Below are 21,352 nucleotides of genomic sequence, written 5' to 3'. Positions count from 1 at the left end.
TCATTCGGATAGAATCTTCATACCAGGAGGACGCGGTCCATGGCGAGACCCTCTTTGTTCCAGCGCGCGACCGTGACCCGGATCGTGAAGGAGAGCGCCGATGCGCGCACGTTCGTGCTCGCGCCGCACGACGGGCCGATCCCCTATCGCGCCGGACAGTTCTGCACGTTCAAGATCGCCGTGAACGGGACGGAGCTGTTCCGGTCGTACTCGATGTCCAGCGCGCCGGAGACCGACGGCGAATTGATGACGACGGTCAAGCGGGTGCCGGGCGGAGCCGTGTCGAATTGGATGCACGACAACCTGTCCGAGGGCGACGAGGTGGAGATGACGAAGGCCGCGGGCCGGTTCTGCCTGCGCGAGACCGACGTACCGCTGCTGGGCTTCAGCGGCGGCAGCGGCATCACGCCGATCCTGTCGCTCACCAAGTGCGCGTTGGCCACCACGCGGCGGCGGGTCCGGCTGCTGTGCGCGGACCGCGACGCCGATTCGGTGCTCTTCGAGGCGATTTTGACCGAGTTGGCGCGGCGCTACCCGGACCGGCTCGAGGTGGTCCGGCACTTGGACGCCGAGGGCGGCTTCCTCGACGCCACGGCGGTGTGCGCCTTCGTCGGGACCGATGGCCACGCCGATCACTACGTCTGCGGACCCGAGGCGTTCATGGAGATGGTCGAACTGGCGCTCCCGGGTCCGGGGGTGGTGTTCAGCGAGCGGTTCGGTGCACCCGCGCCCCTTCCCGACGCCGTGGACGACGCCCCGGCCGACAGCGTGACCCGCCCGTCGACGGCTCCTTCCGCACCGCCCACGGCGGCGGGCACCGTGACGATCATCCTCAACGGCAAGAAGAAGACGGTGCCACGCAAGGACGGCGAGACGCTGCTGGAGAGCGCCCGCCGGGGTGGGCTGACGCCGCCGTTCTCCTGCGAGGCGGGCAACTGCGCCACCTGCATCGCCAAGGTGACCACGGGAAGCGCGACGCTACGCCAGAACAACGCACTGACCGACGACGAACTCGACGACGGCTATGTGCTCACCTGCCAGGCCGTCCCGGACACCGACTCGATCACCGTCGACTACGAGTGAGCGGCGAGGCGCGTCCCGCGCAGTCGGGTTCCGCCTCGACATCGGCTGTGCCGCCGCGGCACCCGAGTGCGCTGTCCCGACACCCGACTGCGCCGTCGGCGTGGGACGAGCGCGCCGCGTCGAGTCGGCCAGAGCATGCGGCGCACGGTGCGCAATTTACGCAGCGTCACAACATGATCCGTGGTCGCGTCCACAGGTCCACGATCGGTTTACACATTCTTCCCGCGCGCCCGGGCGACACCTGCGACGGGGATAACGGCCGGGCTGCGGGCGACCGCGGGCGCGGGGTGCCGATGCTGGTGCCGGTCGCCCCCACCGAATCCGGCGTCGCGCTTTTCAGCCCCCGTGCTGGCCCAGTAGAGGCGGCGGCGCGTACTGCGGCTCATAGCCCGCGATCCGGATCGGGCTGCCGACGAGCCGGAAGTGCCCCGCCGTCACCACGGCCTCCGGGCTTGCCTCCAGCGCCTCCGGCAGGTCACGGACCGCGGCGGCGGGAATTCCGAGCGGGCGCAGCCGCGCTTCCCATCCGGTCGCGGTGTCGGCCGCGAGGGCGGCGGTCACCGCCGCCAACACCTCCACGCGACGGGCGACCCGGTCGGCCATCAGCTCGAACCCGTCGACACCCGCCTCCGCGGCGAAGGTCTTCCAGAAGCCGTCGTGGGTCACGAACAGCGCGAGATAGCCGTCGGCGGTCGGGAAGATCTGCGCGGGAACGTAGTACGAGTGCGCCCCGAACGGGCGGCGCTGCGGCCGCTTCCCCTCGTTGAGGTAGGCGGCCGCGTGATAGTTCAGCTGCGAGAGCATGACCTCGTACAGCGACACGTCGATCTGGCCGCCACGACCGGAGACGATCTGGGCCAGCAGTCCCAGCGCGGCCGTCAGACCGGTCGAGTTGTCCGCCGAGGAGTATCCCGGCAGCGTCGGCGGACCCGCGGGATCACCGGTGAGGGCGGCGATCCCGGCCGCCGCCTGGATCACGTAGTCGAAGGCCGGATCGTCGCCGCCGTACAGGCCGTAGCCGGTGATCGCGACGCAGACGATCTTCTCGTTCCACCGGCGCAACGCCTCGTAAGTCAGACCGAGCCGCCGGATCGCCGAGGGTTTGAGGTTCACCAGCAGCGCGTGTGACCCGGCGACGAGTTCGCCGAGCCGCGCTTGTCCCTGTTCGGTGCTCAATTCCACGCGGATGCTGCGTTTTCCGCGGTTCAGGCTCGCGAAATAGCTGTCGCTCACCTGACGGGAGATGTCGCCGCCCGCCGGTTCCAGTTTGGTGACCTCCGCGCCCAGGTCGGCGAGCATCATGGTGGCGTACGGACCGGCCAGCATGGTGCCGACCTCCAGGATCCGGATTCCGGCCAGCGGCCCGGAGCCCGGAGGGCTCACCGCGACTCCCTGGCCAGCTCGGCGATCATCTCCCGGGTACGGCGCTTGGACGCCACCAGTTCGTCCCGGGTTTCGCCGATCGGCAGCAGCCGCACCGAGACATCCGTGGCGCCCGCCTCCGCGTAGCGGCGCAATCCGGCCGCGATCTGCGCTTCGTCGCCGGCCAAGCACAGGTCGCCGATGTCACGGGCGTCGCCTTGGTCGAGCAACCGTTGATAGTTGGGGGAGATCTCGGCCTCGCCCAGAATGCGATTGGCCCGCTCGCGCGCCTCGTCCACCCGGCCGGGCTCGCACAGGCACACCGGCAGTCCGGCGACCACACGCGGAGCCGGACGGCCCGCATCGGCCGCCGCTTTGCTGATCTTCGGGACGACGTGATCGGCGATCGCGCGCTCGTCGGCCATCCACAGCACGGTGCCGTCGGCTTGCTCGCCCGCGATGCGCAGCATCACCGGTCCCAACGCGGCGACCAGCACCGGCACGGGCGCCACCGGCCCGAGATCGAGCGGGTTGTGCACGGTGAACGTGGCGTTCTCCACGTCCACCGAACCCGGTCCGCGCAGTCCCGCGTTCAGCACCTCGAGATAGTCGCGCGTGTAGGCGGCCGGTTTGTCGTAGGGCAGGCCGAGCATGTCCCGCACGATCCAGTGATGCGACGGCCCGACTCCCAGCGCCAGCCTGCCCCCGGCCGCGGCGTGCGCCGAGAGCGCCTGCCGCGCCAGGGCGATCGGATGCTGTGCTTGCAGTGGCACGACCGCGGTGCCCAACTCGATCCGCGACGTGCGCAGCCCCATCGCGGCGATCGTGATCAGCGCGTCGAAATCGGTGGGGATCTGCGGAATCCACGCCGTGTCCAAACCCGCCGACTCCGCCCACTCGATATCGCGCAGCATCCGTTCGAGCTTGCGCCCCGAATCGCCTTTCTCCGGCCCGATCATCACTCCGATGCGCACGATTCCTCCAAGCTGTCCGAAGTCGGCACCCACCCGGTCATGGGGCCGGGTGCCCGGTCAACGCGCGGATCTCGGTGACGAGCGTCTCCAGCGGAGTGCTCGTCGGAAAGACCGCTGCCGCACCGGCTTCCAGTAGCCGCGGTACGTCCGCCTGCGGGATGGTTCCACCGACCACCACCGCGATGTCGCCCGCGTCGGCGGCGCGCAACCCGTCCACCACCCTGGTGGTGAGCGCGACGTGCGCGCCGGAGAGAATGCTCAGGCCGACGACGGCCACATCCTCTTGCAGCGCGATGGCGACGATGTCCTCCACACGCCGGCGGATTCCGGTGTAGATGACCTCGAATCCGGCGTCGCGCAGCGTACGGGCGACGATCTTGGCTCCGCGATCGTGCCCGTCCAGGCCCGGTTTGGCGACCAGCACACGAGCGGGCATCAGAACACCACCGGCTGCTGGAATTCGCCCCACACCGACTTCAGCGCGGCGGTCATCTCGCCGACCGTGCAATACGCGTTCGCGCAATCGATGAGGCGGTGCATGAGGTTCTCGTCTCCTTCCGCGGCGCGCGAGAGAGCCGTCAGGGTCTCGCGGACGGTCCCGGCGTCGCGCTCGGATCGCACGCGGGCCAGCCGCTTCAACTGCCGTTCGCGCCCGTCGGCGTCGAGTTCGTAGGTGCCGATGTCCGGCGCGGGCTCGTCGGAGACGAACGTGTTCACCCCGACCACCGGGCGCTCACCCGATTCCACCGCCTGGTGCAGCCGGTAGGCCTCGTCGGCGATCAGGCCCTGCAGGTACCCGTCCTCGATACAGCGCACCATGCCGCCGTGCTGCTCGAGGTCGTGCATGATCTCGATGATCTTGGCCTCGGTGGCGTCGGTGAGCGCCTCGACGAAGTAGGAGCCGCCGAGCGGGTCGGCCACCCTGGTCACCCCGGTCTCGTAGGCGAGCACCTGCTGGGTGCGCAGCGCCAGCGTCGCGGATTCCTCGCTGGGCAGCGCGAACGGCTCGTCCCACGCGGCGGTGAACATCGACTGCACGCCGCCGAGCACCGAGGCCAGCGCCTCGTAGGCGACGCGAACCAGGTTGTTCTGCGCTTGGGGCGCGTAGAGCGAGGCGCCGCCCGCCACGCAGCCGAAGCGGAACATCGAGGCCTTGTCGGTGGTCGCGCCGTAGCGTTCGCGCACGATGGTGGCCCACCGGCGGCGTCCGGCGCGGTATTTCGCGATCTCCTCGAAGAAGTCGCCGTGCGTGTAGAAGAAGAACGAGATCTGCGGGGCGAACCGATCGATGGTCATCCGGCCGCGTTCGATCACGGTGTCGCAGTAGGTGACGCCGTCGGCCAGCGTGAAGGCCATCTCCTGCACGGCATTCGCCCCGGCGTCGCGAAAGTGCGCACCTGCCACCGAGATCGCGTTGAACCGCGGCACCTCGGCCGCGCAGAACTCGATGGTGTCGGCGATCAGGCGCAGCGACGGCTCCGGCGGCCAGATCCAGGTGCCACGCGAGGCGTACTCCTTGAGGATGTCGTTCTGGATCGTGCCGGTGAGCTTCGCGCGCGGCACGCCCTTCTTCTCCGCGGCCGCCACGTAGAACGCCAGCAGGATCGCGGCGGTGCCGTTGATGGTGAAGCTGGTGCTGATCCGGTCCAGCGGGATGCCGTCGAAGAGCACTTCGGCATCGGCGAGGGTGTCCACCGCGACGCCGACCCGACCGACTTCTTCGCTCACCTCCGGGTCGTCGGAGTCGTACCCGCACTGGGTGGGCAGATCGAGCGCGACCGACAGCCCGGTGCCGCCTTGCTCCAGCAGATACCGGTAGCGGCGGTTGGACTCCTCGGCGGTCCCGAAGCCGGAGTACTGCCGGAAGGTCCACAGCCGCCCCCGGTAGCCGGTCGCGAAATTGCCGCGGGTGAAGGGGTAGGCGCCCGGAGCGGGCGGCCCATCCCGCCGGGCGTCCGGTCCGTAGCTCGGCTCCAGCGGTATCCCGGAGGAGGTCTGCACTTGGTTGTTCATCGTTGAATACCGTACTTGCGAAAAATGAGAATGCCAATACCATTCGAGTGGTACCACCGGGTCGACGCGCCCGCAGCGACCGAGGAGAACGATGCCGGACCAGGACCCACAGCTGACCGATCGCACCGTGGTGGTGTCCGGCGCGAGCCGCGGCATCGGGTTGGCGATCGCCCTCGCGGCCGCCGCCGAGGGCGCGAACGTGGTGCTGCTGGCCAAGACCGCCGAGCCGCACCCCCACCTGCCCGGCACTGTGCATACGGCGGCCGCCGAGGTGGAAGCCGCGGGCGGACGCGCCGCCGCCGTGGTCGGCGACGTGCGCGACGAAGCGGACGTGCGGCGCGTGGTCGACACCGCGGTGCGGCGGTTCGGCGGCATCGATGTGTGCGTGAACAACGCCAGTGCGATCGCCACCGAACCGACCGAGCGGCTGCCGGTCAAGAAGTTCGACCTGATGCACGACATCAACATCCGCGGCATGTTCCTGCTGACCCAGGCCTGCCTGCCGCATCTGCGCGACTCGGCCAACCCGCACGTGCTGACCATCGCGCCCCCGATCAACCTGAACCCCCGCTGGCTGGGCGCCCACCCGGCCTACACCCTCTCCAAGTACGGCATGACGCTGCTGTCGCAGGGCTGGGCAGCCGAATTCGCCGACGCCGGAATAGGTTTCAACTGCCTGTGGCCGCAGACCTATATCGCCACCTCGGCGGTCGCGGCCCTGGCCGACGGCGAGCGGCAACTCGCGGCCGCCCGCAGCCCGCGGATCATGGCCGACGCCGCCGTCGCCATCCTGACCCGGCCCGCGAAGCAGGTCACCGGCAATTGCTTCATCGATGCGGACGCGCTGTCGTTCTACGCGGGGATCGACGATCTGTCCGGGTACGGCGGCGGCGAAAACCCCACGCCGGACTTGTTTCTCGACTGAACGAGCACTCGGCCAGCGACGGGTCGGCGACAGCACCGCCGTGGACGGCCGCCGATACGCCGTTCCCGTGGTCCACCGGCCTGCGGGCAGGTACGCCCGCACTCGGTTCGTGGCGTGTCCCGAGTCAACCGAGCGGCAGTCGTGCACGTCCTGCTCGACGAGCAAGGTGGCGCGTGAGCGGGGCGCGTCGAACGGAGCCGTGATCCACCGGACGCGCCTCCTACGGGCGGCGTCGACACTCATGGCGTCGATCGCGTACGTCAGATCCCGATGGGGTCACCGGTCTCGACGCGCATGACACCGGCATGAATGGGCCGCTCGGTCGCCGACAGCGGCCGCGCGGAGCCGCCGCACCGCACGGCGACGATCTCGGCGCCGACCGCGACGGCCGTCTCCTCGGGCGTCCGGCCGCCCAATTCCAGGCCGATCGGCGAGTGCAGCCGCCGCAATTGCTCCTCGGTGACGCCGGCGGCGCGCAACCGGAGCCGCCGGTCCCGGTCGGCCCGGCGCGACCCCATCGCGCCCACGTAGGTCACGGGCAGTCGCAGCGCTTCGGTGAGCACCGGGACGTCGAACTTCGGATCGTGCGTGAGTACACAGATCACCGTGCGCGCATCGACTCGCGTGCGTCGCAGATACCGCTGCGGCCAGTCCCGGACCACCTCGTCGGCGTCCGGCATCCGAGCGTGATCAGCGAAGGCGGGACGCGCCTCACACACGGTGACGTGGTACCCGAGCAGCCGGCCGACCCGGCACAGCGCGGTGGCGAAATCGGTGGCGCCGAAGATCAGCATGCGCGGTGCGGGGGCGAAGGATTCGACGAACACCGTGCGCTCCCGGTCCGCGCAGCCCACGACACGAACGCCGGTCGCGCCGAGGTCGAGCATCGCGCGTGCTTGGCGCACCACCGCGTCATCGAAGTCCGCGCCGGTCGCGGTCTCGGGCCCGAGCGCGACCACCGCCCCGGAGTCCAAGTCGCGCACGAATGTCATCGGACCGTCCGGATCGAGCACGGCCTCGACGGCCGGATACTCGCTCGGGGTGATCCGGTGTACGAAGATCTCCAGCTCTCCGCCGCAGGTCAGGCCGACCGCGAAGGCGTCGGCGTCGCTATAGCCGAACGTCCGGCGGACGGGCTCGCCGGACGCGAGCACCTCTCGGCACAGCTCGTAGACCGCACCCTCCACACAACCGCCCGACAGGCTGCCGCGCACGTTCCCGGATCCGTCCACCGCCATGGTCGCGCCGGCCGGCCGGGGCGCGCTGCCGGCCACGCGCACCACGGTGGCGAGCACGTACATGGCGTGCGCGGCATGCCAGCGCAGCAGGTGGGCAGCGAGTTCGCGCATGGTGAACCTCTCGGCGATCGTCGCCCCGCTCGGAGGCGCCTTCCGGCCGCCCCGTCCGGCGTATTCGCCTGCCGAGGCTGTGAGAATGCTATTCTCTTTCTATACTAGCGAGATAATCATTTTCGACATAGGCGGAATTGACAGCGTGCGAACCTCGATGCTAAACAGGTGCTCAGCATTCGCGAGCGGCAACCGATCGGCGCCCCGGCACGAGGCTTGCCCAGGCTTCGGGACCCCGCCCCGATGTCCGGATTCGCCGGGGCAACGACCGCCATGTGGGCGCGCCGCACGGCGCCCGAGGTGAACGGAGGACCAACCGGATGACTTCGCCCGAGCCGCCCCGCGGCCGATCCCGCTCGATGCACCAGCGAGCCCACCGATGACCCGGACCGAGTTCAGCACCACGACCGGTGTCGTCGGCACGCGAGTGCCGCGGATCGAGGACGCGCGCCTGGTGACCGGCAAGGGAACCTTCGTCGACGACGTGACCCGGCCGGGTATGGCGCACGCGTGCTTCATCCGCAGCCCGCTCCCCCGCGCCGCGATCGGCGACATCGATGTCTCCGCCGCACTCGAACTCGACGGCGTGCTGGCCGTCTACACCGCCGCGGACCTCAATTCCGGCGTCCACGAGATCTCCTACGCGCTGGACATCGTCGGCTTCCCGCCGGTGCCACGGCCGCCGCTGGCCGAGGAGGAGGTGCGGTTCGTCGGCGACCCGGTGGCCCTGGTGATCGCGGTCGACCGGTACGTGGCCGAGGACGCCGCCGAACTGGTGGTCATCGACTACGAGCCGCTGGAACCTGTGGTCGACTACGTCACCGCGGCGGATTCGCCGAACCTGGTGCACGCCGCGTTCGCCGGCAACTCCGCGGGCGAACTGGGCGGACGCCCCGCCGCCGATCTGGCGCCGGTGTTCGATTCGGCCGCGCATGTGGTGCGGCAGACGATCTTTCAGCAGGCGTACCTGCCGGTCCCGCTGGAGACGCGCGGGATCGTGGCGGACTGGTCGGCGCCGACCGCGGAGATGACGATCTGGAGCTCCACCCAGTCCCCACACGAAGTGCGCGGGTTCTGCGCCCGGCTGCTCGGCATCGCCGAACACCAGGTGCGCGTCATCGCCCGCGACACCGGCGGCGGATTCGGCCTCAAGCAGGTCCCGTTGCGCGAGGACGCCTGCGTCCTGCTGGCGGCACGCAAACTCGGCACCGCCGTGAAGTGGATCGAGGACCGCCAAGAGAACCTGATGGCCGCGGGCATGTCGCGCCATGAGCACGCCGACGTCGGGATGGCATTCGACAGCGAAGGAAAGATCCTCGCCGCCGCCATCGACCACGTGCAGAACGTGGGCGCCTATCCGACGCCGTCGCCGCTCACCGGCGGGGTCGTGGTCGGGATCCTGTTCCCCGGGCCGTACCGGATCACGGACGCCTCGTTCACCGCGAAATTCCGGTACTCCAACACCGTCGGCCGCCTCGCCTACCGTGGCCCGTGGCAGTTCGAATCGGTGGCCCGCGAGATCCTGCTCGACCACGCCGCCCGGCAGATCGGCATCGACCCGATCGAGCTGCGCAGGCGGAACATGCTGCGCCGTGACGAGTTGCCGTGGGCGAATCCGAACGGCATGACCTTCGACAACATCTCACCGCTGGAAACGCTGGAGCAAGCGGTCCGGATGCTGGATTACGAAGGCTTCCGTGAGATGCAACGCCGAGCCCGCGCCGAAGGCCGCTATCTCGGCGTCGGCACCTGCACCTATGTGGAGCCGACCACCGGCGGCAGCCCGTTCCTGAGCACCGAGGGCGCCACCATCCGCATCGAACCGTCCGGCAAGGTGAACGTCTACGTCGCGGGCGGCTCCGCGGGCAACAGCTTGGAGACCACCGTCGTCCAGCTCGCCGCCGACGCGCTCGGGGCGGAGCTGGCGGATGTGCGAACCATCCAGGGCGACACCGCGATCACACCGTTCGGCGGCGGTACCGGTGGCAGCCGGTCCGGCTCGATGACCGCGGGCGCGATCGCCCGCACGGCGTCGATGCTGCGCGAACGCATCCTGGCGATCGCCGCGCACCGGCTGGGCGCGAGCGCCGACGACATCGAGTTCAGCCGCAGCCGGGCCACCGTCCGCGGGACGCCCGACAAGAGCTTGTCACTGGCCGAGATCGCCGAAATCGCCTACTTCCAGACCGATTCGCTGCCGCCCGGGGTACCGCCCGGGCTGGAGGCGAGCGGACGCCACAAGACCCCGCAGCTGGCGATCTGGGCCAACGCCACCCACGTGTGTACCTGCGAGGTCGACATCGAGACCGGACGGGTGAAGCTGCTGCGCTACATCGTCAGCGAGGACTGCGGTCCGATGATCAACCCCAACGTCGTGGAAGGCCAGATCTACGGCGGCACCGTGCAGGGCATCGGCGGCGCGCTCTACGAGCATCTCGCCTACGACGAGAGCGGCAATCCGGTGGCCACCACCTTCCTGGACTACCTGCTGCCGACGGCCACCGAAGCGCCGACGATCGAGGTGGGACACATCGAGACCCCGAGCCCGGGCCCCGGCGATTTCAAAGGCGTCGGCGAGGGCGGGGCCATCGGGGCCACCCCGGCCGTCCTCAACGCCGTGATCGACGCGCTGGCGCCGTTCGGAGTGGAGATCTCGAAGCTGCCGCTGTCCCCGGCCACGATCGTGGCACTGCTGGACGAGGCGCGTGCCGCCGGAAAGGGTCCCGAATGAAGCCGGCGAGCTTCGAATACCACGCACCCGCGACCGCCGAGGAGGCCGTGACCCTCCTGGCCGATCTCGGTGACGAGGCCAAGATCATCTCCGGCGGGCAGAGTCTCGTTCCGATGCTGGCGTTGCGGCTGGCCGTCTTCGAGCATCTCGTCGACCTGCGCCGCCTGGACGAACTGCGCGGCATCGCGACCGAGGGAGATTCCGTCCGGATCGGCGCGGCGACCACCCACGCCGAGGTCGGCCGGTCCGAGGCCGTTCGCCGAGGAGTGCCGCTGCTCGCCAGGGCCACTCCACTCATCGGGCACTTCCAGATCCGCAACCGGGGAACGATCGGCGGCGCGATCGCGCACGCCGACGCCGCGGCCGAATACCCCGCGGTGGCATTGACTCTCGATGCCCGCATCGAGACACTCTCGCCGCGCGGCAGGCGCACGATCCCGGCAGCCGAGTTCTTCACCGGCATGTGGACCACCGACCTGGCGCCCGACGAGCTGGTCACCGCGATCGTCTTCCCTGTGTGGCACGGCCGGTGCGGCTTCGCCATCGAGGAATTCACGCGCCGCAGTGGGGATTTCGCGATGGCTGGCGCGGCCGTGGCGGTCCGGCTGGACGCGGATTCCCGCGTCGAGCGGTGCGCGATCGGCTTGTTCGGCCTGGCACCGACCCCGCTGCGGGCAGCGCGGACCGAAGCCGAGCTGATCGGGCGTCCCGTCGACGCGACGCCGGAGGAGATCGGCCGCAGCGCGACCGCGGGACTGAACGCGATCTCGTCGGATGTGCACGGCTCCGCCGACTACCGGCGCAGGGTCGGAGCGGCAATGGTGGCGCGCGCATGGCGGCGCGCCGTAGAGGAGGCCGGGAATGACTGACGTCGACATCGAGGTGCGCATCAACGGCGCTCTCCGCCGGGACCGCGTGCCGCCCCGGCTCACCTTGGCCGACTATCTGCGCGACAAGTGCGGCCTGACCGGCACCCATCTCGGGTGCGAACACGGAGTGTGCGGGGCCTGCACGGTCATGCTCGACGGACAGGCCGTACGGGCCTGCCTGGTGTTCGCCGTGCAAGCCGACGGCGCCGAACTCACCACCGTCGAAGGCATCGCCGGACCCGACGGCGAACTGTCGCCGGTGCAGGCGGCGTTCCGGGAAAAGCACGGGTTGCAGTGCGGCTTCTGCACCCCCGGCTTCATCGTGTCGGCCACGGCGTTCCTGCGCGACAACCCCGATCCCTCCGAAACCGAGATCCGCGAGGCCATTTCCGGGAACCTGTGCCGGTGCACCGGATATCAGGGCATCGTGCGCGCGGTGCGCGCCGCCGCCGATTCGATGAACGCCGCGACCGGGACCCGCGAGGCACGCGTGAGCACCGAAGGACTTCCATGAAACTCGACAACACGTTCACCATCCCCGTTCCGGCTGCGCAGGCCTGGCAGGTGCTGCTGGATCTGGAGCGCATCGCCCCGTGCGTTCCCGGCGCCATGATCACCTCCCGGGACGGCGACGACTTCCACGGCACGATCAAGGTCAAGCTCGGACCCGTGGGGCTGAGCTACAGCGGCGTCATCAAAGTGGTCTCCCAGGACGAGGCCGCCGGTATCGCCGTGCTGGAGGGGCGCGGGCGCGAAACCCGCGGCAACGGAACGGCCAAGGCCACCATCACCTGCCGACTCGTCGAATCCGACGGCAGCACAGACGTTTTCGTGGACACCGATCTGGCGATCACCGGCAAGCCCGCGCAATTCGGGCGCGGCGCGCTCGCCGACGTGGCAGGCACGCTCATCGGCCGGTTCGCCACCAATCTCGCCGACGAGATCACCGCTTCGGCCACCCCGGAAGCGGACATCGTCGAGGCGGTCTCGAAAGCCGGCGCCGTCGCGACACCGGCCGCCTCCCCTACGGCGACCGCGCCACGCAAGCCGGCCGAGCCGATCGATCTGCTCCGAACCGCCGACGCGAGCAGCGCCACGCGCCTGAGCGGGCTGGCCTTCGCCGGCGTACTCGTCCTGCTGCTCGCCCTCCTGCTGCGCAAACGCTCCGCCCGATCGGCGCCCTGCTGAACCGGCATATCGCGCGCATCCGCCGGATGCGGCACATCCACATCGACACGGGCGCTTTCGCCGTGGACTACCAGGCGGGCGCGGCGCAGATCGCGGACGTGGTCGCCGAGTTGGGCGCCCACACCGGATTCGTGATCACCGTCGACGACAACGTCCGCCCCGGCCTGCCTCCCCTGCCGTGCGGGGAACTCTGGGAATAACGAGGCGTGGAGTGCCCCTTGCCCACCCTCGTCGTCACGGATCTGCACATGGTGGTGTGCTGTGCGCTGTGCACTGTCTCCTGTGCGCGGTGCTGGGCTGCGGTGTGAGAAGGGGAGTCGAACCCCTCGCACTGCCCATCGTGCGCCGGAAAGTGGCCGGAATATCCCGTCCGGCCCCGGGTTCGTGCACGCCTCCGCGACGACTACCTGCTCCACTCCCTCAGGTCAGTCCAGCAGCTCGACCTCCCAGTTGGAGCGCTGGATGCGCACGTCGAGTTCACGCAGCTCCCTGGCGAGGTCGTCGGCCTGCCCGCGCAGTTCGGCCACCGGCAACGCCGACAACATCTTCAGCTCCGACCGCAGCTGGCGCGCGTACCCCGGCTGCCCCTTGCCCGCCGCCGCGTCGGCGGCGGCCGTGACCAGGGAGTGCCGCAGGCGCAACGCGTCCCGGCGGGCCAGTGCGTCGGTCAAGGTGCCGTCGGTTCCGATCCGCGCCGCGGCGTTGGTGCGATTGATGCGCCGGATCAGCGTCTCGTACTCGCCGAGCGCCTCCTGCGCCTCGATGAGCAGTGCCGCCGCGTTCTCGGCGGGCTCCTCCCCCTCCTGGAATCGCGCATTGCTCACCACGCGAGCGCGCAACTGCTCGATCCGCCGCACCGCATCCGCGCGCAACGTCAACGCCTCCGCCAGCTTCAAGTCCCTTACCTCCCCGATTTCGACTAGTGCGGGTCGAGTATGTGTCATTCGGCGGCACGAGTCACGCGAATTAGCTACCGCCACGGGCACATCGAATTCGCGCTCACCGTCGCCACGTGCGTGGCCTCATCGCGCCGGAGCCGATCGCCGAGACCGCGGCGGTCAGTGCGGCAACATGTCGGTCCAGCCCGGGCCAGGCGCGGACGCCAGGTCGCTCTGCTGGTAGAGACGGCCGTCCGGGCCGAGGTAGTTACCGGTCCGGGGGTCGTATCGGGCGATGCCGATCGAGGGGCCCGCGGAGTCCGCGGGAGCCGACGCGGGCGCGGCCGGTGGTGGCGCAACCGGGGACCAGCGTGAATTCGGGGGAACGCCTTGGCCTTCCAGGCCGGGTCGCGGGGTAGGGGCGGATCGCCCGCGGAGACGGTCAGCGCGGCCCAATAGGTCAGCGCGAGGTCAGCGCGCGCGCACGCTGTACGGCGACGTGCATGTCGGCGGCTTTGTGAGCGACCGCTTGGAACGCGCCGATCGGCTCCCGAACTGGCGGCGCACGCCGACATGCTCGACGACCAGGTCCAGCACCCAACTCCAGCAACATCCGATCGTCCTCCTCGACGACTGTCCGGGAAACCAGTTCCCTCGCATCGTATTGAGAATATGGTTCTTCATTCAAGATAATATAAATTTCCCTTCTCAGATGCTAAGCGCCGGAGGCGAAGAATGAGGATTCCGAACGAGCATCATGCGGCGATGCGTGGTCCGCGGCGAGTGCGGGCGAGTCTGCGCGCGGGACGCGGCGACCATGACTGACGTGGAGGGGCGGCGCGAGCCTGCCTGGAAGCAGCGCGCCGTGGAGCGGTCGCTGCGAACAGCGAAGCTGCGGGCCGGGCAGCGCGTGCAACGGTTCCTGGACGCGGCGCAGGCGATCATCACCGAGAAGGGCAGTACGGATTTCACCGTCCAGGAGGTCGTCGACCGGTCGCGGCAGTCGTTGCGCAGCTTCTATCTACAGTTCGACGGCAAGCACGAACTGCTGCTCGCACTCTACGAGGACGCGTTGGGCCGCACCGTGGAGCAGATCCGGGCGGCCACCATCAACAGCGGCGAACCACTGGACCGATTGCGGACGGCGGTGGAACTGCTGTTCCAGTTGTGCCGACCGGATCCGGACGCGCGGCGGCCGCTGTTCACCGAGTTCTCACCGCAGCTGCTCAGCTCCCATCCCACGGAGGTCCGGATGGCGCATGCGTCGCTGTTCGCCCTGTTCACCGAGCTGATGACGGACGCCCAGACGGCGGGAAGACTCACCGCCGCCGCCAATCCACGCCGTCTCGCCGCGATGATCATGCATACGGTGATGTTCACCTCGCAGCCGGCGAACGCGGATCCCGACGCGAAACCGCTCACGCCCGAGGAGGTCTGGACCTTCTGCGCCCACGGCATCACGGGCCGCCTCATGCCTGAGCGAGAATGATATTATCTTAAGGAGATAATTTGACTTGCACTCCCGGTGGACCCTGGCGGTTCGCGCCATACTTCGAGGAGGTCGGCCGGTGGCTTACGTCATCACCCAGAACTGCTGCAAAGACGCCAGTTGCGTGGCCGCATGCCCGGTCGACTGCATCCGTCCCACCGAGGGGACCGACGCACCCGGCACCCAGATGCTGTACATCGATCCGGAGACCTGCATCGATTGCGGCGCCTGTGCCGATGAGTGCCCCGTCGACGCGATCTACTCCGAGTACGACCTTCCGCCCGAATCGGAACGGTTCAGGGAGATCAACGCGGCGTACTTCCGTCGCCACCCCTTGGAGCCGGGGGTGATCGAACCGCCGAGCACACGCGCGCCGATCGCTCAGGGCACCCTGCGCGTGGCGGTCGTCGGCGCGGGGCCCGCGGCCTGCTACGCCGCGGCCGAACTCCTCGAGAGCGGCGTCGAGGTCGACCTCTTCGAGCGGCTGCCAACGCCGTTCGGCCTGATCCGGGCCGGAGTGGCGCCCGACCACCAGCGCACGAAGTCGGTGGTGCGAATCTTCGATGCCGCTTTCGCCGACAATCGCTTCGGCTGCCATCTCAATGTGGAGATCGGACGGACGCTGACCCATGCCGATCTGCTCGCCCACCACCACGCGGTGATCTACGCGGTCGGTGCCTCCGCGAGCCGCGATCTCGGCATCCCCGGCGAGCACCTGCCCGGCCACCACGCGGCCGCCGATTTCGTCGGCTGGTACAACGGCCACCCAGACCATGCCGCGCACCGATTCGACCTGTCGTCACGCCGGGCGGTGATCGTAGGAAACGGGAACGTCGCACTGGACGTGGCCCGGGTACTGCTGATGACGCCGGAGGACCTCGCCGCCACCGATATCGCCGAATACGCCTTGGAAGCCCTGGCGCACAGTCGCATCGAGGAGGTCGTCGTCCTCGGGCGCCGCGGTCCGCGCGACGCCGCGTTCTCGGTGGGCGAGTTCCACGCGCTCGGACACCTCACCGGTGTCGACGTGATCATCGAGGGCGGCGACCTCGCCGCGCACCCGGACGACGACGTGGAGACGGCGCTCAAATTGGAGATCGCGCGCGAATTCGCCGCGCGCCCCGCCACTTCCGGCAACAAGCGGATCGTATTCCGGTTCCTCACCTCGCCCGTCGAGATCGTCGGCGGCGAACGGGTTGGGCACTTGTGTACCGTCCGCAACCACATCACCGCCGAGGGAGCGTTCGTCGCGGCCTCTTCAGACGGCGACACCGACTCGATCGAGACCGCACTGGTGCTGCGGTCGATCGGCTACACGGGAAGTCCGGTCGACGGCCTGCCCTATGACGCGCGCACCGGCACCGTGCCCAACGAGCGGGGCCGTGTCATCGACGGCACCGGCGCCGCGCTGCCCGGCGTCTACGTCACCGGATGGATCAAACGCGGGCCACGCGGTGTGATCGGCGCCAACCGCGGTTGCGCCGCGGAAACCGTCGCGGCGCTGCTGGCCGACTTCCACAGCGGAGCCCTGTCCAGGGAGGTGGCCGACCGGGCGGCTTTGCGCGCACGGCTCGCCGAGCGGGGCGCCGACGCGGTCGGCTGGCCGGGTTGGCGTGCCATCGATGCCGCGGAGCGCGAGCGCGGCGCCGCGGCCGCTCGGCCCCGGGTCAAGTTCTTCTCCGTCGAGGAGATGCTGGCGGTGGCACGGCGATGAGTCACCGGGGGCGACGCCTTCGACGCGCCCCCGGTGGATCCAGTCCGCCGCGTCCCCGTCGCCGCGGGCGCGCCACACCGACACGGCGAGCGTCGAGACATCCAGCGCCTTGCCGAGTCGGATCTCCCCGTTGGCCGCCCGGGCCAGGAACGCTTGCACGACCGTGTCCGGATCGTCGCTCAGCTCGTACACCGCCGAATACCGGTGCGCGGGCGCCTCGCCGTTTCCGCCGGGCAGGGCGGCGGGCACGATCTCGAACCGTTGCCCGCTCGACACGCCCGGCACGTCGACCACCTCCGCGAGATGCTCATTGTCGTACCACTCGTTGAACGCATCGTCCTGGCCCTCCACGGCGTTGGAGAACACAAGCATCTTCGATTCCGCCACGTTGCGCGTCCTTCCGCTCCGCCTTCACACCGGCCGCCCGCCGGAACCGTGAGGCTATGAGAAAATCCGGCCCGCCGTCAGTCGCTGGCCGGGAGGGGCTTTGCTTCCTTCAGCGCCAACGGCGTGGCGCCTACGCTGAGCGTGCCGATCCCGGGCTTCGTCACGAGGATCTCCGCGCCGGAATCGTCGACGTAGCGCTTACCCATCAGATTGCCGTCGGTGTAGCCCGCGGCCGGCTCGGCGCCCGCCGCGCGTTCCGCGCCGATCGGGATCATCGGAACGCCCCCGGCGCGAAGGTCCGCGAGACTGTCGGCCGCCTTCACCACGATCACCTCGGTGTCGCACACCTGGCTGCGCAGGCGAGTGCCGTTCTTGACCATTGTCATCCTTTCCTGACGGTGACTACGTATTGACGGCGACATCCGCCGCGGGCTGCGGGCCGTACTCGTCGACGAGCGCGCGGCGCAGCACCTTCCCGGTCGGTGTCGCGGGCAGCGAATCCCGGAACACGACCCGGTCGGGCGTGCGGGAGCCGCGCAGCCCGGCCCGGACGTAGTCGCGCAGTTGCTCCGGGTCCGGAGCGACGCCGTCGGCGGGCACCACCACCGCCACGATGGTCTGGCCCCACTGCGCGTCCTCCACGCCGATCACCGCCACCTCGCGCACCGCCGGGTGCTCCACCAGCACATCCTCGATCTCGGCAGGCGCGATGTTCTCGCCGCCGCGGATGATCGTGTCGTCGGAGCGGCCGCCGATGAACAGGTAACCGTCCGCGTCGAGCATCGCCACATCCTTGGTCGGGAACCACCCTTCGTCGTCCAGCACCGAGCCGATCCCGGTGTACCGGCCGGACACCTGAGGCCCTCGGACGAACAGCTCCCCGGTCGCACAGGCGGGCAGCACCCGGCCGTGATCGTCCCGGATCTGCACCTCGATGCCGGGCACCGGCTGCCCGACCGAGCCGAGCCGCCGCGCGACCGCCGGGTCTGCGCAGTGGTGCGCGGCCCGGTGCTCCTCCGGTCCCAGCACCGCGATCGTGGAACTGGTCTCGGTCAGGCCGTAGGCGTTGACGAAACCCACTTCGGGCAGCAGGTCGAGTGCTTTGCGAACCAGCGGTAGCGCGACTTTGGATCCGCCGTAGGCGAGGGTGCGCAGGGTGGGCAACCTCGCCCCCGAGCGCTCCAATTCGGTCACGATGCGATCGAGCATGGTCGGCACCACGGTCGCGGTGGTGACCGACGCACCGGCGACCAGCTCGATCCACCGCGCCGCGTCGAAGTTGCGCAGGTACACCATCGTTCGGCCCGCGTACAGGTTGGACAGCGCCGCGCCGATACCGGCGATGTGGTAGGGCGGCACGCAGATCAGCGCCGCGTCCGCGGGTTCGGCAGAGTCGAATTCGACCGTCCCGGTGATGTAGCTGACCAGGTTGTTGTGCGAGAGCTCGACCGCCTTGGGCTTGGAGGTCGTCCCGGAGGTGAACAGCACGACGGCCACCTGATCCGGATCGGGCGGCTCGGCGTCGGTGACCGGATCGACGGCGGCGGCCGCCGCCCCGGCCAAGGCGGACGAGCGCATGATCCTGGCGCCGGAGGTCACCACGATGTCGTGGTACTCCTCGTCGCAGACCACCAGCGGATCCTCCAGCCGAGCCATCAGTTCGGCCAAGGAGTCGGCGGCGAGCCGATAGTTCAAGGGCGTGAACGGAATTCCCGCGCCCGCCGACCCGAAGATCAACAACGGCAGCAGGTGTCCGCCGGTACCCACGTAGGCCACGCTCCGCGCGCCGGAGTTCGCGATCACCGCGGCCGCACCCCGCACACGCGCGCTCAGCTCGGACGTGGTCCAGCGCACCTCGTCGCACACCACCGCGAGCCGGTCCGGGTTGCTCGAGGCAGCCATGTCCAGCAAGAGCGAAACGCTCATTCCGCACCCTCCGCACGACAATATTGTCATTCTCCAATTTGGAGAATAGCATATTCGCACTAGATGACCGGGCGGCCGAGGAGCCCTTTCGCGGCCGCCACCGGCAAGGATGCCGACGCACGAGGAAGGCCGAAGACTGGTGTTCCGAGTAATCGAGGCGACCTCCGCGCCGGACGCGGGGATCGACGCGGCACCACCGGGAGTCGTCGTGGCGGTCGGTACGAACCCCACCGGGCCCGCGGCCGAGCACTGGCTGGAACACGCCAGTTTCACCCTGACCGAAGCGGAGAGCGACGATCCGCGGGTCGTCACCGTCGCTTCGGTCGAGGAGACCGTGGCCGAACTGCGCGAACGCATCGAGCGCCGCCCCATCGCCGCCACGATCTGCGACGACGTCCTGCGCGCCGCGCAGACGACGGACGTGCGGACCGGCCTGCTCACCGAATCGCTGGCGTACTCGACCCTGCAAGGCGGGCCGGAGTTCCGCACCTGGCTGCGGGAACGCGGACCGGCGGCGATCCGGCCGGAGGAATCCGGCCCGCTGGAAGTCATCCGCAGCGGCCACACGGTGACGATCCGTTTCGACCGGCCGCAGCGGCACAACGCGTTCGACAACCGCACCCGGGCCGCCCTGCTCGACGCACTCGCGATCGCCCGGCTCGACCCTTCGGTGCGGGTGGTCGAACTCGGCGGCAACGGTCCGTCGTTCTGTAGCGGCGGCGATCTCGCCGAATTCGGCGCCTTCACCGACGTGGCCGACGCGCATCTGGCGCGCACCCGCCACAGCCCGGCGCTCGCGTTGCACGAGGTGACCGAACGCCTCGGCCGCGACTGCCGCGCCGTCGTCCACGGACGGGTCCTGGGCAGCGGATTGGAAATGGCCGCTGCCTGCGGCACCGTCGTCGCCGACCCCGACACCGAATTCGGCCTGCCCGAACTGAACTCAGGACTCCTCCCCGGGGCGGGCGGGACGGTCAGCGTCACCCGCCGCATCGGCCGCTGGCGGACCGGCTACCTGGTGCTCAGCGGCCGCACCATCTCGGCCTCGACCGCGCTGGCCTGGGGGCTGGTGGACGCCGTCGCGCCGCATCGGCACACTCGACGATCGTGACCACCCTCTCCCCCGAGGCCGCGTGGGCCGCAGGCGGGCTGGCTCGGCTGACCGGGTTGCCCGACGGCCCACCCGATTTCACGCGCGCCGGAATTCTGTCCCGGGCCGTCACCGTCGCCGGCGGATTCACCGCGCACACCGGGGTCCGTATCGACGTTCCCGTCGAACTGGGTGGGCGGGCCGCGCTGTCGGGAGCCTCGCGGCGCGGACGCGTTTCGGTGGGTGGCGCGAGCCGCCTGCTCGCCACCCGCGACGGCTGGTGCGCTCTCACTTTGTCACGTGCCCCCGACCTCGAAGCCATCCCGGCGTTGCTGGAGACGGCGGCGCCGCCGGAAGACCCGTGGGCCGCGGTGGCGGCGTGGGCCGCGCACCGCCCGTCGGCGGCGGTCACCGAACGGGCGAGGCTGCTGGACATTCCCGCCGCGATACTCGGCGAAGCAGTCGCGGCGCCCTCACGCGTCCGCCCGCTGGGTGAGCCCAGCCACCCGCGCCCCGTCGCCGAATGCCTGGTGGCCGACCTCACCTCGATGTGGGCGGGTCCACTGTGCGGCAGGTTGCTGGCCGCGGCGGGCGCCACGGTGGTCAAGGTCGAGAGCCCGCGCCGGCCCGACGGCCCACGCTACGGCTCGCCCGCGTTCTTCGACTGGATGAACTCTGGAAAGCTATGTTACGCAGCGGATTTCGACGCCGACGGCGCGGCACTGCGGGAGCTGCTCGAGGCCGCGGACGTGGTGCTGGAGGGTTCCCGCCCGGCCGCCCTGATGCGCAGGGGGCTCGGTCCCGATCGCATCGCGCGCCGCCCCGGCCGGGTATGGCTGCGCGTCACCGCCTACGGCACCGACGGCCGGGACGCCGACCGCCCTGGATTCGGGGACGACACCGCGGTGGCCGGTGGGCTGGTCGGCGTCGGCGATGCGGACCCCGTCTTCTGCGCCGACGCGATCGCCGATCCGCTCACCGGGTTGGAGTCCGCACGCGCGGTCGCCGAGTCGCTCGCCCGCGGCGGAGGCGAGCTGATCGAGGTGTCCATGGCCGCCGTCGCCGCGACGTACGCGGCGGCGCCACCGTGCCCGGCCGACGCGGCGTACGCCGCCCTCGCACCGACGCCGCCACCCCGCCCCGCTTCGCGCGCCTCCGCGCTCGGCGCGGACACCACGGCGGTCCGGCAGGTCGTCGCGGCGCGACGGTCACGTGAGGATTGATCCGCACGCGCGGACCGGGGGACTGACCGAAGGTGACCGACCGCGGCCCCCTGCGCCTGCGCAAGGTTGACAGCGCATGGCGGATCTCGGCGTTCGACCCGGTCCAGCCGGTCACGACCGCATATGGAAATTTCATTCTCCTTTTACAAGA

The 21,352-nt window shown here is 69.9% G+C and carries 19 protein-coding genes and 1 pseudogene; 11 read left to right on the top strand and 9 right to left on the bottom strand.

The features are described from left to right. The first annotated feature begins 39 nt into the window (after positions 1-39). Positions 40-1,083, top strand: coding sequence for a 2Fe-2S iron-sulfur cluster-binding protein (locus ACGF7Y_RS21450; RefSeq protein WP_393236290.1), 1,044 nt, complete (start codon positions 40-42; stop codon positions 1,081-1,083). A 336-nt stretch (positions 1,084-1,419) separates the two neighbouring features. On the opposite strand, the gene ACGF7Y_RS21445 is transcribed toward ACGF7Y_RS21450, so the two are convergent. The 4 genes from ACGF7Y_RS21445 to ACGF7Y_RS21430 are packed head-to-tail and all read right to left on the bottom strand — an operon-like array spanning position 1,420 to position 5,432. Beyond that, positions 1,420-2,466 carry a CaiB/BaiF CoA transferase family protein gene (locus ACGF7Y_RS21445; protein WP_393236288.1) on the bottom strand — a complete coding sequence of 349 codons (1,047 nt, stop codon included), beginning with the start codon at positions 2,464-2,466 and terminating at the stop codon, positions 1,420-1,422. Continuing rightward, on the bottom strand, positions 2,463-3,419 hold the full coding sequence (locus ACGF7Y_RS21440) for an LLM class F420-dependent oxidoreductase (RefSeq protein ID WP_393236286.1): 957 nt from the start codon (positions 3,417-3,419) through the stop codon (positions 2,463-2,465). The genes ACGF7Y_RS21445 and ACGF7Y_RS21440 overlap by 4 nt, the downstream gene beginning before the upstream one ends. 37 nt (positions 3,420-3,456) lie before the next feature. Beyond that, the gene (locus tag ACGF7Y_RS21435) at positions 3,457-3,855 is read right to left on the bottom strand and encodes a cobalamin B12-binding domain-containing protein (RefSeq protein ID WP_357042412.1); all 399 of its coding nucleotides are present in this window, start codon (positions 3,853-3,855) and stop codon (positions 3,457-3,459) included. Beyond that, the gene (locus ACGF7Y_RS21430; RefSeq protein ID WP_393236284.1) at positions 3,855-5,432 is read right to left on the bottom strand and encodes a methylmalonyl-CoA mutase family protein; all 1,578 of its coding nucleotides are present in this window, start codon (positions 5,430-5,432) and stop codon (positions 3,855-3,857) included. The genes ACGF7Y_RS21435 and ACGF7Y_RS21430 overlap by 1 nt, the downstream gene beginning before the upstream one ends. Before the next feature lie 91 nt (positions 5,433-5,523). Here ACGF7Y_RS21430 and ACGF7Y_RS21425 point away from each other — a divergent pair, with 91 nt between their 5' ends. After that, positions 5,524-6,357 (top strand): SDR family oxidoreductase, encoded by an 834-nt coding sequence (locus tag ACGF7Y_RS21425; protein WP_393236283.1) that lies wholly within the window; start codon positions 5,524-5,526, stop codon positions 6,355-6,357. A 260-nt stretch (positions 6,358-6,617) separates the two neighbouring features. Here ACGF7Y_RS21425 and ACGF7Y_RS21420 read toward each other — a convergent pair whose 3' ends face one another. Beyond that, positions 6,618-7,706: an XdhC family protein gene (locus ACGF7Y_RS21420; RefSeq protein ID WP_393236282.1), complete on the bottom strand. Its 1,089-nt coding sequence runs from the start codon at positions 7,704-7,706 to the stop codon at positions 6,618-6,620. A 379-nt stretch (positions 7,707-8,085) separates the two neighbouring features. Here ACGF7Y_RS21420 and ACGF7Y_RS21415 point away from each other — a divergent pair, with 379 nt between their 5' ends. The 5 genes from ACGF7Y_RS21415 to ACGF7Y_RS21395 are packed head-to-tail and all read left to right on the top strand — an operon-like array spanning position 8,086 to position 12,694. Further along, on the top strand, positions 8,086-10,437 hold the full coding sequence (locus ACGF7Y_RS21415) for a xanthine dehydrogenase family protein molybdopterin-binding subunit (protein ID WP_393236281.1): 2,352 nt from the start codon (positions 8,086-8,088) through the stop codon (positions 10,435-10,437). Continuing rightward, on the top strand, positions 10,434-11,306 hold the full coding sequence (locus ACGF7Y_RS21410; protein ID WP_393236279.1) for an FAD binding domain-containing protein: 873 nt from the start codon (positions 10,434-10,436) through the stop codon (positions 11,304-11,306). The genes ACGF7Y_RS21415 and ACGF7Y_RS21410 overlap by 4 nt, the downstream gene beginning before the upstream one ends. Further along, positions 11,299-11,820: a (2Fe-2S)-binding protein gene (locus ACGF7Y_RS21405; protein ID WP_393236277.1), complete on the top strand. Its 522-nt coding sequence runs from the start codon at positions 11,299-11,301 to the stop codon at positions 11,818-11,820. The genes ACGF7Y_RS21410 and ACGF7Y_RS21405 overlap by 8 nt, the downstream gene beginning before the upstream one ends. Beyond that, positions 11,817-12,494, top strand: coding sequence for an SRPBCC family protein (locus tag ACGF7Y_RS21400; protein ID WP_393236275.1), 678 nt, complete (start codon positions 11,817-11,819; stop codon positions 12,492-12,494). The genes ACGF7Y_RS21405 and ACGF7Y_RS21400 overlap by 4 nt, the downstream gene beginning before the upstream one ends. 26 nt (positions 12,495-12,520) lie before the next feature. After that, positions 12,521-12,694, top strand: a complete 174-nt coding sequence (locus ACGF7Y_RS21395; protein ID WP_393236274.1) for a hypothetical protein — start codon at positions 12,521-12,523, stop codon at positions 12,692-12,694. Positions 12,695-12,919: 225 nt separating this feature from the next. Here the strand turns inward: ACGF7Y_RS21395 and ACGF7Y_RS21390 are convergent, their stop codons facing one another. Then, complete coding sequence (locus ACGF7Y_RS21390) at positions 12,920-13,390, bottom strand: DIP1984 family protein (protein ID WP_393236272.1); 471 nt, start codon at positions 13,388-13,390, stop codon at positions 12,920-12,922. Between the two features lie 404 nt (positions 13,391-13,794). Further along, positions 13,795-13,972 (bottom strand): annotated as a pseudogene (locus ACGF7Y_RS21385) (acyl-CoA dehydrogenase family protein); the annotation flags it as partial. A 217-nt stretch (positions 13,973-14,189) separates the two neighbouring features. Here ACGF7Y_RS21385 and ACGF7Y_RS21380 point away from each other — a divergent pair. Together ACGF7Y_RS21380 and ACGF7Y_RS21375 are read left to right on the top strand one after the other, a co-directional pair. Next, positions 14,190-14,861, top strand: coding sequence for a TetR/AcrR family transcriptional regulator (locus tag ACGF7Y_RS21380; protein WP_393236270.1), 672 nt, complete (start codon positions 14,190-14,192; stop codon positions 14,859-14,861). A 79-nt stretch (positions 14,862-14,940) separates the two neighbouring features. Then, positions 14,941-16,575, top strand: a complete 1,635-nt coding sequence (locus ACGF7Y_RS21375; protein ID WP_393236268.1) for an FAD-dependent oxidoreductase — start codon at positions 14,941-14,943, stop codon at positions 16,573-16,575. A gap of 464 nt (positions 16,576-17,039) precedes the next feature. Here ACGF7Y_RS21375 and ACGF7Y_RS21370 read toward each other — a convergent pair whose 3' ends face one another. Together ACGF7Y_RS21370 and ACGF7Y_RS21365 are read right to left on the bottom strand one after the other, a co-directional pair. Then, complete coding sequence (locus tag ACGF7Y_RS21370; RefSeq protein WP_393236267.1) at positions 17,040-17,342, bottom strand: hypothetical protein; 303 nt, start codon at positions 17,340-17,342, stop codon at positions 17,040-17,042. A gap of 22 nt (positions 17,343-17,364) precedes the next feature. Next, positions 17,365-18,888, bottom strand: coding sequence for a class I adenylate-forming enzyme family protein (locus ACGF7Y_RS21365; protein ID WP_393236265.1), 1,524 nt, complete (start codon positions 18,886-18,888; stop codon positions 17,365-17,367). A gap of 139 nt (positions 18,889-19,027) precedes the next feature. Between ACGF7Y_RS21365 and ACGF7Y_RS21360 the strand changes: the two genes are divergently transcribed. Further along, positions 19,028-19,999: an enoyl-CoA hydratase/isomerase family protein gene (locus ACGF7Y_RS21360; RefSeq protein ID WP_393236264.1), complete on the top strand. Its 972-nt coding sequence runs from the start codon at positions 19,028-19,030 to the stop codon at positions 19,997-19,999. Continuing rightward, on the top strand, positions 19,996-21,201 hold the full coding sequence (locus ACGF7Y_RS21355; protein ID WP_393236263.1) for a CoA transferase: 1,206 nt from the start codon (positions 19,996-19,998) through the stop codon (positions 21,199-21,201). Before ACGF7Y_RS21360 ends, ACGF7Y_RS21355 begins: the two co-directional genes overlap by 4 nt. Positions 21,202-21,352 lie beyond the last annotated feature (151 nt).

Origin of the sequence: Nocardia sp. NPDC047654, from assembly GCF_043205035.1 — a bacterium.
GTDB lineage: Bacteria > Actinomycetota > Actinomycetes > Mycobacteriales > Mycobacteriaceae > Nocardia.
This window is presented reverse-complemented; position numbering and strand designations above follow the sequence as displayed.

Coding starts and splice junctions, on each gene's coding strand:
- ACGF7Y_RS21435 (WP_357042412.1), bottom strand. CDS start 3,855: ATGCCCGCTCGTGTGCTGGTCGCCAAACCGGGCCTGGACGGGCACGAT.
- ACGF7Y_RS21430 (WP_393236284.1), bottom strand. CDS start 5,432: ATGAACAACCAAGTGCAGACCTCCTCCGGGATACCGCTGGAGCCGAGC.
- ACGF7Y_RS21425 (WP_393236283.1), top strand. CDS start 5,524: ATGCCGGACCAGGACCCACAGCTGACCGATCGCACCGTGGTGGTGTCC.
- ACGF7Y_RS21405 (WP_393236277.1), top strand. CDS start 11,299: ATGACTGACGTCGACATCGAGGTGCGCATCAACGGCGCTCTCCGCCGG.
- ACGF7Y_RS21415 (WP_393236281.1), top strand. CDS start 8,086: ATGACCCGGACCGAGTTCAGCACCACGACCGGTGTCGTCGGCACGCGA.
- ACGF7Y_RS21420 (WP_393236282.1), bottom strand. CDS start 7,706: ATGCGCGAACTCGCTGCCCACCTGCTGCGCTGGCATGCCGCGCACGCC.
- ACGF7Y_RS21365 (WP_393236265.1), bottom strand. CDS start 18,888: ATGAGCGTTTCGCTCTTGCTGGACATGGCTGCCTCGAGCAACCCGGAC.
- ACGF7Y_RS21450 (WP_393236290.1), top strand. CDS start 40: ATGGCGAGACCCTCTTTGTTCCAGCGCGCGACCGTGACCCGGATCGTG.
- ACGF7Y_RS21400 (WP_393236275.1), top strand. CDS start 11,817: ATGAAACTCGACAACACGTTCACCATCCCCGTTCCGGCTGCGCAGGCC.
- ACGF7Y_RS21395 (WP_393236274.1), top strand. CDS start 12,521: ATGCGGCACATCCACATCGACACGGGCGCTTTCGCCGTGGACTACCAG.
- ACGF7Y_RS21380 (WP_393236270.1), top strand. CDS start 14,190: ATGACTGACGTGGAGGGGCGGCGCGAGCCTGCCTGGAAGCAGCGCGCC.
- ACGF7Y_RS21370 (WP_393236267.1), bottom strand. CDS start 17,342: ATGGTCAAGAACGGCACTCGCCTGCGCAGCCAGGTGTGCGACACCGAG.
- ACGF7Y_RS21410 (WP_393236279.1), top strand. CDS start 10,434: ATGAAGCCGGCGAGCTTCGAATACCACGCACCCGCGACCGCCGAGGAG.